We start from the raw sequence: 15276 nt of genomic DNA, 5'->3' as shown, positions 1-15276 counted from the left end.
GTGCGGCTGCAGCGGTGGTGTCATGGTACGGCAGACTCTCCCAGATTCAAGGTTTACCGGGCGGTCTGCCGTAAAGGCAGCGGTAGTTGGAAGTACGATTCCCACAACCCGGCGTGACTGAGTTCAGGCAGCCCCAACGCACGCTTGCACATGCGTGGCCGACACGGTGGCGACGAAGCGCCCATCATCCAGCCGCAGTCGCAGCTTGCCGTCATCCTCGATACCGGCAGCTGTTCCGCGGGCCTGCGCTCCATCCAAAAGAAACGTGAACGGAGTATTCTTGCAGCAATCCATAGTACGCCACTCAGCCACAATCGGGGCGGTACCCTGCGAAAACAGCAAGCGCCTCCATGCTTCCAGCTCCTCGGCCAGATACATAGCGAGCACGGCCGGCGAAATGCCGGTGAAACCCGCAGAGAGCAGCGAAATTGCCGAGCCGGCCAGGCTATCCGGGAAACTGCTCACGTTTACATTGACGCCGATTCCTGCAAGCGCAACCGCGCCACGATCCAATGCGATCCGCTCCACCAGAATCCCGGCCAGCTTCCTGCCTCGGAGCATGATGTCGTTCGGCCAGCGAAGGCCCAGCTCCCCCTGAGCGATGGGGCAGCCGGTTCGGGTGGTAAGCGCGCCGATTGCTTTAGCCGCAGCCACCCCCACAGCCAGGGACGCGGCAACCGGTATCAAATGGCAGCCTTCCGGCGCTGCCATGTACAGCGTGATGGCCAGGCTCTCCTCCGGCGCCGAGAACCAGAAGCGGCCCTGCTGGCCGCGTCCGCCAGTTTGCCAGTGCGCCATGATCCCGGCTGGCGCAGTTCGCCCGCTGTCGGAGATGTGCACCCGTCCATTCAGCAGCCGGTCTCGCGCTGCGTCCATCGTCGACGGAGCGCTTTCCACGGTCTCAACCAGCATGCTGGAGGCTCAGGATCATCGAGAGGTCGAGGGCGCGAGAGGAGTGCGTCAGCGCGCCCACGGAGATGATACGGACACCGGTAGCCGCGATATCCGCCACGTTGTCCAACGAGACGCCCCCGCTGGCTTCCATGGAAACGTCGGGATACGTCTCTACTGCCTCACGCATCGTATCGGGTGACATGTTGTCGAGCAGCACGATGTCCACGTCGGCCTCCACGGCTTGCCGTACCTGATCCAGCGTCCTGCACTCTACCGTTACGGTCACCACGTGCGAAGCGCGTTGATACGCAGCTGCGACGGCCGCGGCTATACCACCGGCCGCCGAGATGTGGTTCTCTTTGATCAACACTGCGTCAAAGAGGCCCATGCGATGGTTGAACCCACCACCCACCCGAACGGCGTATTTTTCGAGTGCTCGCAGTCCCGGCGCCGTTTTGCGCGTATCCACGATTCGAGCATCCGACCCGCCGATGCGGTCCACGAAGGCACGGGTAAGCGTGGCGATTCCGCTCAGCCGCTGCAAAAAGTTGAGCGCAACGCGCTCCCCGGAGAGCAATGAGCGGGCTCGCCCGGCCACCGTACACAGCGCCGCGCCGGATTCAAACACCGCACCTTCTTCCAGTGATGCCAGAAACGCTATATCGCTATCAACGGCCTCGAAGACGGCCGCGGCCACCCCGAGCCCGGCAACCACTCCGGGCTCCTTTGCGGTGATCACCGCAGTAGCGGCAGCATCCTCCGGTACCGTGAAGAGCGACGTGATATCCGCCCATCCAACGTCCTCGCGGAGCGCGTGGCGGATTGTGTCCCCACATTCCGGCAGGCCGAAATCGCCGTCAATCTGGTGTTTCATGGCTAACCGTCGCCCCAGGATCGATGCCGCGCCCCACCACCACCTCGCACGGGGCGCGCTGGATCAGCGCGTCTACGAATCCGTGAAACTTATCCCGGGCTTCCCCAGGCGCCGGCATCTGCTGCGCGCCAATCACCACGGTGCCGATATCGCCATCGTGCAGGCGCTTTACCAACCACTCGACCGGGTCGCGAACCCGCTCGATTGCCGACGAGGTGTTGGCTTTGTACCGCGCCGCCAAGCCAACTGCGGCGTTAAGGCTGGCGAGCGCCTCCTTCTCCTGAGCCGCGAGTGGAGCGCTTAACGGCAGGTGTCGCGCAACTTCCAACAGGTAGACGAGCCGCACCAATGCGCGGCTGGATGCCGCAATCCGCGAGCCTAGCTCGGCGCCATATTCCAGCGCGATACCGCTCATCAGGGGAACCAGTACCGCTCCCTGCGTGGCCGGCGCTTCGCGCGCTTTGGAGCGCGCCACGCGATCCAGCACATGCAGTGACTCGCGCGCCTCCTGAAGCGTTTCCGCCACCGGCATCTGAGAGCGCACACCCGGAACACCTCGGCAGACTTCGCGGGCCCGCTCGGGGATGCCCACCACTACGATGCGGGTGTGCTGCTGCGCGATATCCTCTATGGCATTCAAAAAGGTGGCGGCGCCATCCTTCGATACGTCGGTAAGGCCGTTGCAATCAATGATGACGCCGGCAGGGTGCTCGCGCAGCAGCAGCCTCGCCGCCGTCCGGATGGTCGGCCACTCATCCTTGTGCAGCTTGCCGGTAAGCTGAAGGACATCCGCCCGAGACTCGATGATCATCGTGGTTCACTCGATCCGTCTGAATGCATTGACCCTTTGGTGGCCGCTGGAGCTACACGCGCCGTGGCCCCAAGCTGGTACCGCACGTTGGTTACAACGACGTTTGTATTGCCCAATAGAGCCAGCTTCAGGATAAAGCCCGTATTCCCGTGCAGCAAGTGGTGCCACCACCGCGTGGTCACAAACTCGGGGATCACGACGGTGATGATACGATTAGGCTCCGCCTCTTGTTCCGAATGGATGTACTCCAAAATCGGGCCGATTATCGACCGGTATTGCGAATTGAGCACCACCAGCGGAATATCGCCGCCCATCTCCTCCCAACGGTCGCGCAACGCGCGCGATTGTTCCGGATCCAGTTCGATGGTTACAGCACGGCAATTCTGCGAGATCGATCTGCCATAAGCAAGGGCATTGAGCGTACCGCGGTGGATACCGGAGATAAGAATCAGTACCAGATTGTCGGGCGGCGTGGTATCCAGCACCGCCGGTGTCTCGAGCAGCTGCGCCATCTCCGTATAGTGCGCATGAATCTTGCGAAAGATGAAAACGAGTACGGCGCCAACCAGAATCACCATCCATGCGCCGTCAAGAAACTTCTCGAAACCAATATCCAGTAGTACCACAAATGTGGCAATAGCGCCTAATCCGTTGATCACGAGCTTGCGCGCCCAACCGCTTCCGCGTTGATGGTACCAATGGACCACCATTCCGCTTTGCGACAGCGTAAAGGCGCAGAAGACGCCCACTGCATACAGCGGTATGAGCTGGTCGACGCTGCCGCCCTTGAGTAGAATAAGCAGTGCGGCGAACAGGCCAAGCATCACCACGCCATTGTTGAACACCAGCTTGTCACCGAGGTTTGCCAACTGCTTGGGCACGTAGCGATCGCGCGCCAGAATGCTGGCCAGGCGTGGGAAATCGGCAAAACTGGTGTTGGCGGCAAGAACCAACACCAAAGCGGTGAATACCTGTGTGGTGAGGTAGGCCCACGACCAGCCGCCGGTCTTTCCGAAGACGGCTCCGCTGATCTGGTCGATAACCGCCGGAGCCGTGTGGCTGCTGCCCATCTCCCAGTAGACCACGTGGAGGCGCACGGCGAGCCACGAGACGCCGAGGAATATGGATCCTAATATAGCACCCATCGCTACAAGCGTAAACGCTGCGTTCCGGGACTTCGGCACCCGAAATGCCGGTATCCCGTTGCTCACAGCTTCCGTGCCGGTCATGGCGGAACAACCGTTGGCAAACGCTCTCAGCAGAAGCAGCACTCCTACGGTCTGCGCCGAGCGCTTCAGAGCATCGGGCACAGTCTGGTTCACGTACTGCATGTGGAAGTGCCATCCGATCATGGGGCCAAGCAGGCCAAAGCCGATCATCAGGTAGCACATGAACACAAAGATGTAGGTGGGCGCGGCAAAAAGCTTGCCCGATTCCTTAACGCCACGGAGGTTTGCCACCACCAGCAGCAAAATGGCAAGCATGCAGTAGAGCACCAGGTGCTCCTGCACTCCGAAGACGCGGAAGAGCGGCACGCTTTCCAGATTCTGAACCCCGGACGCAATGGATACCGATACCGTAAGCACATAGTCGATCAAAAGGGCGGCGGCAGCAATGAGACCGGGAAAGGCGCCCAAATTGTCCTTGGATACGATGTAACTTCCGCCACCGCTCGGGTATCCAAATATGGTCTGCCAGTACGACATCACCACAATCGTCAACAACAGCACAATGCTGCCGGTGATGAGCATGGTGAAGTGGGTGTACTGCACCCGCTGCTGGCTCATCCAGAGCCCGGCCGCACCCAGCACCAGAACGATCTGCTGTGTGGCGTACGCTACCGACGAAATGGCATCCGATGAGAATACCGGTAGCGCCAGCAACTTGGAGAGCAGCGTGTGCTCCATGTGCTGGCTGGAGATCGGGGAACCGAAAACAAAGCGGCGCAATCGCCGGTGCAGCTTGTAGAAACCCATAAAGGAAGGTGCGGTGGGCCGTGGCTGGGCCAGTGCCCGAAGCGGATCCTGCAGGCGGAATTCGGCCGGGCCTCTCTGCGGCCTCGAAGCGCGGGCATACCGCCAACCCTTCGGCAACCCGGCTTTCAAGCCGCCGGAAAGCGTAGCCCGAACCGGCGTTCAGTATACCTGTGTGTGCGCTGGTGGCAGAATTACGACGTATTTTGCCACCACAGGCAGTTTTGCGCTTGCGTGCATTGAAATCGGGTAGCGGTAAGTTCACCCAGAGCACGGACGGCGCGACCACCTTCTATGCAGCCACCAATACCCCCGAGCGTGCGAGACGTGCGACTGGTCGCCCCGGACGACCCTGGCTTCCGCGATTTCCTGGCCGCAATCCGCCAACGCCGGGTCGGCCGGTGGGGACGGCGCGCGGCCGGAGAAGCGCTGGGCGGTTTGGCCGAAGCCGCGATTCGCGCCTGGCTCGCAGAAAGGCTGACGCTGTCGCCAGAGCGGATCATCCAATGGCAGCAGCGCTTGGCCAATGGTCGGTTCGGCCCACTCTACCGTGAACTCGACGCAGTTAGCATAACGGCTCCCGGTGAGTTATGCATCTTCGAGATAAAGCTGACCACCGAACAGGCGATGGCCGCCGGCGCCGGCCTCAAGCAGCTGGGACTTGCTGCAGCCCTTCTGGAACACGGAGGCTGGAGCAGGATCGTGAAGCGGGTCGTGTACGCAGCAGAGAGGGTTGTTGAGGTTTGCGCCGGCGAAGTGCCAACAGTGGAGTGTACGGAACTTGATACACCACTCGGAGTGATTTGGCCGCCGGCAGCGGAGGTGGAAGCCATGGCTCTGGCTCACCAGCCGTTGCCCGCCAACTGGCTTGATCCGGAATCGCGGATCGGTGAGTACGATGATCCGAAAGACAGAGAGTGGCGTGCAGTCATGGATGCGGCCGCAGCAGCGGCGCCACCTCCCAGCGCGATGGCGGAGGCCATGCAGCGGGCCATGAACGCCGCACACCAGTCCGCACCGGGAGCGGAGCCCGACAAAAAAGAAAACCGCCGGCCGGAACGTGAATAACGCCCCGGGCCAGCGGTGCTTCCAATCCTCCAGGCACCGACGGCAAAGCCGCTTATGCCCGGGCGATGGAGAGCGAAGGGTTACCCCTAATCGAGCTGCTATATCTCTAGACGTGATCGGATGGTGTGGGTTACGCACTCTTTTCTCATGAATCACGAAGATAGCTCTCGCATCGCCTTACGCGACATTCGGACGTGGGTCGAGATCGACCTTGATACAATCAGCGCCAACGTTCGTTCGCTGTGCGCGGCCGTCGCGCCGGCCGAAGTGATGGCGGTGGTGAAGGCCGACGCGTACGGGCACGGTATGGAGCATGCCGCCAAGGCTGCTCTACTCGGCGGCGCTACCTGGCTCGGCGTGGCAACTTCCCGCGAGGCAATCTCGCTGCGCAAACTGGCTCCGGCGGTCCGCATCTGCCTCCTTGCTCCATTCCGCGCGCACGAGGCCGGCGCCATCGCCGCGGCGGGTATTACACCGCTGGTCGGCACAGGCTCACCCCTTCGGTCACTGTCTACTGGTCGCCAGGGAACGCGAGTTCACCTGGAGGTTGACACCGGCATGGGCCGCAGCGGCGCTCTACCGACAGAGGTGATTGACGCCTACGACGCGTGCGTTGCCGCCGGGCTCGATGTACAGGGCCTTGCCAGTCACTTCGCCGCGGCCGGTGGAGATGACGCGCTCACCATGGCCCAATTGGCAAGTTACCGCGCGGCTTTGTCGGAGCTTGAGGCACGCGGCGCCGCCATCGCTTGGAGGCATATCTGCAACAGCGCCGGCGTCCTGGCGCTCGGCGCCGCCGGCTGCAATCTGGTGCGAACCGGACTGCTGGTCTATGGAATCATCCCAAACTCGCCCGCTCAACCAAAGCTCCGCATAGCCGTTCGGCCGGCGCTCACGTGGTATGCCCGTATCGCTGCCATCCGGCATCTTCCCGCGGGCAGTACGATCAGCTACGACGCCACGTTCACATTAAGGCGTGCGTCGCAAGTTGCCACGGTACAGGTGGGTTACGGGGACGGCTATCCGATCGGACTCTCGAGCAAGGGCCACTTGCTGGTTCGCGGCCAGGTCGCGCCCATCCTGGGCCGGATATGCATGGATCAGTTGATGGTGGATGTTACCGACGTGCCGGCCGTGGAGTGCAGTGACGTATGCGTCTGCATCGGTACGAGTGGTGAATTGCAGGTTACGGTGACCGGGCTGGCAGCGGCATCCGGCTTGCCCGAGCACACAATCACCACCGGCATAACCGGCCGCGTGCCGCGCATCTATCGAGGCGGCGATGCCTGCTCGACGGGTTGACCGTGGTTGCCAATTCCAACCGTTTATGCCATAACCGTACCGTTATGGGCGGATAGCTCAGTTGGTAGAGCGCTTCGTTTACACCGAAGATGTCGGGGGTTCGAGTCCCTCTTCGCCCACCAGGCTTTCAATCCGGACTTCGCATGTAAGACACCGAAGCCCGGACGATCCGCTACCTCCACGTCGCCTGCAGGGGCTCCTTGCCGCCAGTGCCAGAACACGAACGGCCGGAGGCCGTTACAGACGAACTGGCTGCGAGTTCACCGCCACGCATGGCCTTTCGGAAGCCGTGTCCAGGCAGTCAAAAGCGGTCGTCGGTCTACTTTCGGCATTGAGCTTCCACAAGATCGGCACCCTACTGCCCTATGAGGTCTGGCGAGCAGTTCCATTTCGAGATGGTCATGAGGTTCGCCCGCTCGCAGCGCGCTGGCGCGAAGTCGGATTGAAAGTGGCATTGCCAGGGCGTCCGGGCCGAAGTGCCACCCCGGTGTTGGCGCACATCATCGAACAGCAGCGTGCGCTTCCTCTGGCCGGCCTCACAGGCCTGCCGGTGATGAGCCGAGGAGACACCGGCCCCCACCCGCCAGCCGCTGTTGAGGCAGGAACCATCATCGGTACTGTTCCGGTCTTTCGCGGCGATCCAGAGGCCGCTCCTCCAGGGAGAGGCCAATGCCAATCTCCAGCGGGCACGGCCAACGAATGAGCCGCCACGACCATGCCATAGGCCTAAGACGGACTATAGTTCTTATTGCTCTTGTAAACTTTGGCTACTTCTTCATTGAGTCGAGCGTGGCATTTCGGCAAGGCTCGGTGTCGCTCTTTGCCGACTCGGTCGATTTTCTGGAAGACACCGCGATCAACTGCCTCATCCTGCTCGGACTCACCTGGTCGGTCCGCGCCCGCGCCCGGCTGGGCATGGCGCTCGCTGGAATTCTGCTGGTCCCAGGCGCTATGACATTGTGGACCGCTATCCGGAAGTTCTACCATCCAACCGTGCCGGCCGCGGCGAGCCTGGGCGCGGTTGGCCTTGGCGCTTTACTCGTAAACCTCTTTTGCGCACTCCAGCTGGCGAAGATTCGACATCATTCGGGCAGCCTTACCAGGGCAGCCTTCCTTTCAGCGCGGAACGATGTGATGGCCAATCTCGCTATCATTTGTGCCGGCTTGGTGACACTGGCGTTCAGTTCTCCCTGGCCCGACTTTGTTGTTGGAATAGGCATAATGGCGCTTAATGCTGATAGCGCCGTCAAGGTGTTTCGAGTCGCGAAAGCCGAGCATCTCTCAACGTTTGACGCGCCAGAAGCATGACGGCCCAACGGACCCAGCAGGAACGCTCACGAAGGAGCCGGTCGTGCGCGGCTGCGCTGTATCTGGGGCACCTCCTAGAGGGGTTTCAGTGAGGTCCGGGTAACGTTTGAGCCACAGAGGCTGCGACCAGCCCACAAACGGCAGGTGGGGCTGCTGCGCCACGTGGTCAATGTGCGAGCGGATCGGCGGCCCGCAGAGTGAATCGACACCTGGCGCGCCAAAATGCAGGCCCATGCGGTCCAGGCGCCTCGCCGGGCAACGCCGGCCGCAGAGAGTTTTCGCGAGCGGTGCTCTGTTACGTAGCCGGTATGCCGTGTAGCGGGAAAACCCGGCGTCGAATCTCGCTGATGACCTCTGAGGCGGCGCGTTTCGTCCGGTCCACGCTTGTTTCGCTCTCCCACTGCGGGTGATCCGTCTCCGGGGCGTCGTGCAAAAACGGCATTCGCTTCCGCAGCGGGCTCGTTTCCGGCACGGCGTTTGGCAGCTCCACGCGGAGCAACTCCGCCGTGGCAAGCGTCCACATGCGTGGTACGGTGTTTCGGTTGTAGCCACCACCGCCCAGGGCAACAATGGGTACACCAATCTCCCGCACATCGGTAACGGCCTGCAGCCATCCACGCGTGGTCAGCATCACGTTCGCCAGCGGATCGTCACGGTGGGCGTCGGCTCCCAACTGCAGAACAATTGCATCCGGCCGAAATGCCTGCAGTATCGGTATGCCGGCCCGCCGCCACACATCCAGCCATACGCCATCCTCGGTAAACGGGGCAACGGGCAGGTTCACGCTGAAACCCTGCCCGGCGCCGGTTCCCATCCCCGCAACGGAGCCCGTGCCGGGAAACAGAGTTCTTCCGTCCTGATGGATGCTCAGCGTAAGCACATCGGACCGGTGGTAGAAAAGCTCCTGCACCCCATCGCCATGGTGGACATCGATATCCACATAGGCAACCCGCTCAAACCGCTCCTTTAGCGCGTTTATGGCGAAAGCAGGGTCGTTGAACACACAAAACCCGGCGGCGCAGTCGAAATGAGCGTGGTGCAGACCGCCTGAGAAGCTGAATGCCAGGTCGGCGCCGTTCACCACGTACTGTGCGGCGGACGCGGCAGCGCCGCAGCAGAGCGCCGCCGCCTCGTACATGCCGTTAAAGATCGGATTATCGCCCGTTCCCAGGCCGAATCGACGGAGAGAAGAGTCCGGCCGCCCCTCGCTCGCACGCTGCACTGCGTCTACGTAGTCCGCTGCATGCACGGCTCGAATCTCGTATTCCGACTCCTCCGCTGGGGCGACGATCTGCAGGTACTGAGCCGTGACTCCAAAGTCGGTAAGCAGCTGCAGTGTCTCGCCGGTCCGCTCCGGGCGCAACGGATGGTGCGGCCCCATATCGTACGCCAGCAGGTCCGAACTGTACAGAAATGGTGCAGTCACACGCGTATCTCCGTGCCGGCAAGGCAGCATTCGCACGTTGGCATAGTTCGCCCGGCGTAGCCGGCTAAAGGCGTGTGAAATACTCCATATAATGGAACCATGTCCAGCGCGCCTGCGTCATTGTAACCGTTTGGTACCGGGGATTTACGCCGGAGCATCGCGGCCTGGAGCAGCGGGAGGCGGGCGCAACTTGCGCCGTTGCACGGGGGCCGCGACGCCGACCAGGTCTGGTAAGCGCAGGCCCATGGGATGCGCTTCAACTTAATAGAGATAACTGCATAGCGGCGAAAACCAAATAGCGCGCAAAACCAAATATCGACAATCGAATAGCATTGATCCACCAACCCATCTGCCGCACCTCGGAGCGCACGCTCGGAGATGCGGCAGATCCGGTTTATGACGCAGCGTGGCCATGCCGTCTAATGGTGGGCCTTGTCGCCATACAGCGTCTGGATGTAGCTCACCTGTCCCAGGTGATAGACCATGTTCCAGTATGGAATCGCCATGAGGTCCACAAAGGCGGATGGCTTTTCTTCCCACGGTAACGGCACCATGTCGCTGTGCCGATCCGCCGGCAAGGCGCGCATCGCGGCAACGAGCTCGGCAGTCCCGTCGGCCAACCCCTGGGCCGCCTTCTCGGGCGTGTCATATTCTGCGCGCACAGAATCCAGCCAGTCGTCCGACATCGTCTGAAGCGCGCATTCACGCAGTGACTGTGCGATCCACGCGTTCACTCCAATGCACTCCTGCACCTGGTCGAGCGCGGAGCGGCCGCAGTCCAGCGGCTTCCATACCTGCTTCTCTGCCGGCATCGCAAGCAGGTGCCGACGGAGCGTGCCGGCTACGTCGTCATTCATTGTCGCCATCATTTCCACTACCGAAGCCATGCGTCTATCTCCTCTATTCTATCGGCGAACGACCGCCGACCGTCGCACTTGTCCAACGTCACAGGCGCCGGATCACGGCCGGGCACTGCCGAGCGCTAAATGGTTAGAACCAAGCCACGTACGGAGGCTGCGCCGCTCTCCACGCCAGCCAATGCGCGATCCCCGGCCCATCTTACCGCGCCACCATGTAGATCGCGTTATGTGTTTGATATCTTGCAGTTACTCCGGTACCGCCCTGAGTGGTTTCCGCAAGCAGAAACCCAAGTGGATCTTGCAACTGCCGGCAAGCGTTTACTCGATCTTCACCAGCGACAGCACTTCCGCCGGCGCAAGAGTCTGCCGACCGTTCAGGAACATCAATTCGATGAAAAATGCGTAACCGGCCACCTCTGCGCCCAGCTGGCGGAGCAGACTCCCGACTGCGCCCGCCGTTCCGCCCGTGGCCAGCAGGTCGTCGATGACCAGCACGCGCTGGCCAGCCGCCACGGCATCGCGGTGCATCTCAACCGTGTTGGAACCGTACTCCAATAGATACTCTTCCGCAATCGTAGAATGCGGAAGCTTTCCCGGTTTTCGCACCGGAATCAGCGGCACATCCAGGCTGAGCGCCACGGGACCGCCGAAGAGAAACCCTCGCGCCTCGATGGCCGCGACGGCGTCCACGCGCTGGCCGGCCGCCCACGCCGTCATCGCCTGAGTCACCTCCCGAAAGGCATCGGGATCGGCGAGGACCGGGGTGATGTCTTTGAACAGTATTCCGGGTTTTGGAAAATCGGGTATGTCGCGGATAAGGCTTGCTGCTCGTAACGGCTTCATGGCTGCCTCCTTCCAGCTGCGCGGAACGCCCCGGCGATCGATGCGTGGTACGGCGGCCGCAGAACCCCAAGCTCGGTGATGAAGGCCGTGATCAGCTCGGCCGGCGTCACGTCAAACGCGGGGTTCCAGACATCCACGCCGTTGGGCGCCAACTGCACCCCTTCTACATGGCTAACTTCGGATGAGTCACGCTGCTCAATCGGTATCTCAAGGCCATCCCTCAACGCAAGATCGAACGTAGAGAGCGGCGCCGCTACATAGAATGGCAGTGCATGCCGAGCCGCGCTGATGGCCACCGAGTAGGTGCCGACCTTATTTGCCGTGTCACCGTTGGCGGCGATGCGGTCGGCGCCAACAACAACGCAATCCACGCATCCGCTGCGCATCAGCGATGCCGCAGCGCCATCCGCGAGAACGGTGACCGGGATGCCGTCTTGCGCCAGTTCCCAGGCGGTGAGGCGCATGCCCTGCAGCCGTGGGCGCGTCTCATCGGCAAAGACGCGGATGCTTTTGCCCTGCTCTACAGCTGCGCGGATCACGCCAAGAGCCGTGCCATACCCAACCGTGGCAAGCGCTCCGGCGTTACAGTGCGTCAGCACTCCGCCCGACTGCGGCAGTAGGGCTGCGCCATGCCGACCCATACTGCAATTGGCGGCCACATCCTCCTCAAGCATCTGTATTGCGCACGCTTCCATCGCCGCGAACGCTGCAAGCGGGCCTCCATTCACGTCAGCCGCCGTGGCCAGCAGTTTGTCGACTGCCCATCCCAAATTGACAGCGGTTGGGCGTGACCGCTTTAGCAGCGCCGCATCGGCATCGATCGCCGCGTCGAATTCCGGACGTCCGCAGCTTGCGTGGGAGGCGGCTGTCATCAGCAAGCCAAGTGCCGCACAGCAGCCGATCGCCGGCGCGCCGCGCACTACCATCGACGAGATGGCGTCGGCCATCTCTGCGGCGGAGTGGATCGGAATCACTTTGAGTTCACCCGGCAGAATGCGTTGATCGATCAGCCAGGCCGCGCCATTTCGCCAGGCCACTGTGGGCGGCAGACCTTGGGAACCCATCACGCTTCACCTACCTTGGCAACCGCGGCGAGGTGGTGGCACGGGCTGTCGAGATCGGGCGGGATCCTCCGAATCAGGTCCAGGACAACGCCCCGGATCCGATCCGAGTTCCTCTTAAACACCGCCATCACGTCCGAGGCGGTCACTGCAGGGACCTCGCCATCGGCAACCAGGCCCACGTCGTAATCCGTGATCAGGCTGATGTTCACGGGCGCTATTCCGAGCTCAAGGGCCAGGTAGCTCTCAGGGTATTGCGTCATACTGATCACCTCCCAGCCTGCGCGAGTAAACCACTGACTTTCGGCGCGCGTCGAGAAGCGCGGCCCCTGGACAACCACCACGGTTCCTCGCGGATGAACGCAGATGTTGTGCGCCTCTGTCACTGCTACCGCCAACTTGCGCAGGTGGGGGCAGTAGGGCTCTGCCGCGCTGACATGGGCCACCTCAGGACCATCGAAGAATGTATCCTTCCGTCCGCGAGTGCGATCCACAAACTGATCGCACACCACAAAGTCCTCCGGCTTGATATGCTTCTGCAAGCTCCCGGCCGCACAGGGACTGATGAGATACCGCACTCCGGCCTGATGCATCGCCCAGATGTTGGCCCGGTAGTTGATCTGGTGGGGAGGAATTGTATGAGACCTTCCATGCCGCGGTAGAAATGCGACGCCGCGGCCACCTACCTCGGCAATGAACAGGCTGTCGCTCGGCGGGCCGTAGGGAGTGCTTACCGGTATTTCATGCACATCGTCGAGCAGTGAATAGAAGCCACTGCCGCCGATAACGCCGATATCGGCACGCGCCTCAAGCGTCAACTGCGTCCTCCTGCACAACTGGTAACGCGCCCGGAGGCGTTCCACGCTCACCGTTTGCGCTGCTGGCCTGCGGCTCGACGTCAACGACGCCTTCCGGCCATCCATCCGCCTCTATCCGGCTGAGTGCGGCACGCGCAGCTGCCTGCTGTGCCGCCCGTTTTGAAGAGCCGGTGCCGGCGCCCACCATGCAGTGGTTGACCAGCACTTCCGCGTCAAACACCTGCTTGTGCACCACGCCGGAGGGTGAGGTGCGGTATACCGGCGCATGCCGAAGCCGCGCCTGCACCATCTCCTGCAGTGCGCTCTTATAGTCACAGCCGATTCCGCCGGCAAGCGCCCCGTCCATCGCAGCGCCAAGCCACAACCGGATGGTTCGGCGTGCTGCCGTTATTCCGCGATCCAGGTAGACGGCTGCAATTACAGCCTCAAACGTATCTGCAAGCACCGAGTCGCGCTCACATCCCCCAGCAGCTGCATCGGTTGCGCTCATCTGAACAAAAGCGCTCAAACCCAGCTGACGGGCGGCCGCGGCCAGCGCCGGCTTGCTGACCACAAACGATTTGGATTTGGCCAGGCCGCCTTCACTGAGCGATGGGTCACTCCGGAACAACTCGTGGCTCACCACCATGCCGATTATCGCGTCGCCGAGGAACTCGAGGCGCTCATTGCTCGGTTCGTTCGGCGCCAACGATGCGGAACGATGGCGCAGCGCGTGGCGCAGCAGATCGATGCGGCGGAAGCTTACGCCAAGGCGCTCTTCCAGATCGGCGAGCTGTGTCGGATCGCGCTGCGGCTGCGCGTCGCTGCGTGTCATGCCCTGTCAGCGCAGCCGGCAGATGGCATCTTGCATCCGTTCCAGCCCGGCTTCAATTACCGGTATGGAGGTGGCGTAAGAGATGCGGATGTTTCCCGGCGCGCCGAATCCGGCGCCGGGCACCACCGCAACCTGCACGGCGTCCAGCAGGTACGCTGCCAGAGAGTCGGCTCCATCGATCGTAACATTGTCGGCGCCGAGCCCGATCAGGCCGCTCACGTCCGGAAATGCGTAAAACGCGCCGCCGGGCATTGGGCAGCGGATACCCGGTATGGCGTTCAGCAGCTCCACAATCCGGTTGCGCCTCTCTTCAAAGGCCAGGCGCATCTCCTCTACACACTCCTGCGGACCGGTAAGCGCTGCCAGTGCCGCCTTTTGCGATATCGACGCCGGGTTGGATGTTGATTGATCCTGCATACGGCTCATGGCGGAAATCAACTCGGTGTCGGCGGCCCCGCAGTAGCCGATACGCCAGCCGGTCATGGCCCACGTTTTGGAGCAGCCGTTGACCGTGACGGTGCGGGCGTACGCTTCGGCGCCGAGACCGGCCGGGCTTACATGCTCATTATCATCGTAGATAAGCTTTGCGTAGATCTCGTCGCTGATGATCACAAGGTCGTGCTTGATCGCCAGCGAAACCAGCTCCTTGACACGCCTTCTGGACGCTACAGCGCCGGTCGGATTGCCCGGCGAATTCAGGATGATCGCCCGCGTCCGCGGCGTGAGTGCCGCCTTGACTCCGTCGGTGGACGGCATGTATCCGGCCTCGGGCTCGCCGCAAAGCGCTACCGGCACGCCACCGGCCAGCTTGACCTGTTCCGGATAGCTCACCCAGTACGGCGATGGAATAATCACCTCGTCGCCAGGGTCGAGCAGCGCCTGCATCAGGTTGAACAGTACGTGTTTGGCGCCCACACCAACCAGCACCTGCTCCGGGCGATACTGCAAACCATAATCGCGAAGAAATGACTGGCACACCGCCTGCCGCAATGCGGGTGCGCCTGCACTGGGCGTGTAGCGCGTGAAGCCTTGTTCAATGGCTTCAATAGCGGCAGCGCGAATATGTGCGGGAGTATCAAAATCGGGTTCGCCGGCGCCGAAATCGATCACGTCCACGCCCTGTGCCGCCAACGCTTTCGCCCGGGCTGTTATGCCAAGCGTTGGCGAGGGCAGCGTATTGCGCGCGCGTACCGAAACCTTCATTGCCGGTATCCCCTCCTTCTG

14 protein-coding genes and 1 tRNA gene are annotated in these 15276 nt (G+C 62.1%); 4 read left to right on the top strand and 11 right to left on the bottom strand.

The annotated features are described in order from the left end of the window. Positions 1 to 123: 123 nt before the first annotated feature. Genes KGJ62_06290 through KGJ62_06275 form a run of 4 tightly spaced genes read right to left on the bottom strand, consistent with a single transcriptional unit; the run spans position 124 to position 4555 of the window. Positions 124 to 912 carry a biotin--[acetyl-CoA-carboxylase] ligase gene (locus KGJ62_06290; protein MDE2126179.1) on the bottom strand — a complete coding sequence of 263 codons (789 nt, stop codon included), beginning with the start codon at positions 910 to 912 and terminating at the stop codon, positions 124 to 126. Continuing rightward, on the bottom strand, positions 902 to 1768 hold the full coding sequence (gene nadC, locus KGJ62_06285) for a carboxylating nicotinate-nucleotide diphosphorylase (protein MDE2126178.1): 867 nt from the start codon (positions 1766 to 1768) through the stop codon (positions 902 to 904). The genes KGJ62_06290 and nadC overlap by 11 nt, the downstream gene beginning before the upstream one ends. Continuing rightward, entirely contained in the window at positions 1752 to 2579 is an 828-nt protein-coding gene (locus KGJ62_06280) for a universal stress protein (GenBank protein ID MDE2126177.1), read from the bottom strand. Before KGJ62_06280 ends, nadC begins: the two co-directional genes overlap by 17 nt. Further along, the gene (locus KGJ62_06275) at positions 2576 to 4555 is read right to left on the bottom strand and encodes an APC family permease (protein MDE2126176.1); all 1980 of its coding nucleotides are present in this window, start codon (positions 4553 to 4555) and stop codon (positions 2576 to 2578) included. Before KGJ62_06275 ends, KGJ62_06280 begins: the two co-directional genes overlap by 4 nt. Positions 4556 to 4846: 291 nt before the next feature. Here KGJ62_06275 and KGJ62_06270 point away from each other — a divergent pair, with 291 nt between their 5' ends. The 4 genes from KGJ62_06270 (at position 4847) to KGJ62_06255 (ending at position 8230) form a co-directional block, all read left to right on the top strand. Then, entirely contained in the window at positions 4847 to 5620 is a 774-nt protein-coding gene (locus KGJ62_06270; GenBank protein MDE2126175.1) for a hypothetical protein, read from the top strand. Between the two features lie 147 nt (positions 5621 to 5767). Next, a complete protein-coding gene (alr, locus tag KGJ62_06265; protein MDE2126174.1) occupies positions 5768 to 6922 on the top strand; it encodes an alanine racemase in 1155 nt (384 codons plus the stop codon). A 46-nt stretch (positions 6923 to 6968) separates the two neighbouring features. After that, positions 6969 to 7044 (top strand) — tRNA-Val (locus KGJ62_06260). A gap of 577 nt (positions 7045 to 7621) precedes the next feature. Beyond that, positions 7622 to 8230, top strand: a complete 609-nt coding sequence (locus KGJ62_06255) for a cation transporter (GenBank protein ID MDE2126173.1) — start codon at positions 7622 to 7624, stop codon at positions 8228 to 8230. 295 nt (positions 8231 to 8525) lie between these two features. Here the strand turns inward: KGJ62_06255 and KGJ62_06250 are convergent, their stop codons facing one another. From KGJ62_06250 to KGJ62_06220, 7 genes are all read right to left on the bottom strand, one after another. Next, the gene (locus KGJ62_06250) at positions 8526 to 9656 is read right to left on the bottom strand and encodes an acetoin utilization protein AcuC (protein MDE2126172.1); all 1131 of its coding nucleotides are present in this window, start codon (positions 9654 to 9656) and stop codon (positions 8526 to 8528) included. Between the two features lie 419 nt (positions 9657 to 10075). Continuing rightward, the gene (locus tag KGJ62_06245) at positions 10076 to 10543 is read right to left on the bottom strand and encodes a hypothetical protein (GenBank protein ID MDE2126171.1); all 468 of its coding nucleotides are present in this window, start codon (positions 10541 to 10543) and stop codon (positions 10076 to 10078) included. A 291-nt stretch (positions 10544 to 10834) separates the two neighbouring features. Continuing rightward, a complete protein-coding gene (locus tag KGJ62_06240; GenBank protein MDE2126170.1) occupies positions 10835 to 11359 on the bottom strand; it encodes an adenine phosphoribosyltransferase in 525 nt (174 codons plus the stop codon). Further along, positions 11356 to 12423 (bottom strand): S-methyl-5-thioribose-1-phosphate isomerase, encoded by a 1068-nt coding sequence (gene mtnA, locus KGJ62_06235; protein MDE2126169.1) that lies wholly within the window; start codon positions 12421 to 12423, stop codon positions 11356 to 11358. Before mtnA ends, KGJ62_06240 begins: the two co-directional genes overlap by 4 nt. After that, positions 12423 to 13343 carry an S-methyl-5'-thioadenosine phosphorylase gene (locus KGJ62_06230; protein ID MDE2126168.1) on the bottom strand — a complete coding sequence of 307 codons (921 nt, stop codon included), beginning with the start codon at positions 13341 to 13343 and terminating at the stop codon, positions 12423 to 12425. The genes mtnA and KGJ62_06230 overlap by 1 nt, the downstream gene beginning before the upstream one ends. Next, positions 13228 to 14052 (bottom strand): ribonuclease III, encoded by an 825-nt coding sequence (gene rnc, locus KGJ62_06225; GenBank protein ID MDE2126167.1) that lies wholly within the window; start codon positions 14050 to 14052, stop codon positions 13228 to 13230. The genes KGJ62_06230 and rnc overlap by 116 nt, the downstream gene beginning before the upstream one ends. A gap of 6 nt (positions 14053 to 14058) precedes the next feature. Continuing rightward, positions 14059 to 15255, bottom strand: coding sequence for a pyridoxal phosphate-dependent aminotransferase (locus KGJ62_06220; GenBank protein ID MDE2126166.1), 1197 nt, complete (start codon positions 15253 to 15255; stop codon positions 14059 to 14061). Between the last annotated feature and the right edge of the window lie 21 nt (positions 15256 to 15276).

This window comes from Armatimonadota bacterium (assembly GCA_028871815.1).
GTDB lineage: Bacteria > Armatimonadota > Chthonomonadetes > Chthonomonadales > Chthonomonadaceae > REEB205.
Note: the sequence above shows the minus strand (reverse complement) of the source record. Positions and strands in the feature narration are given on the sequence as shown.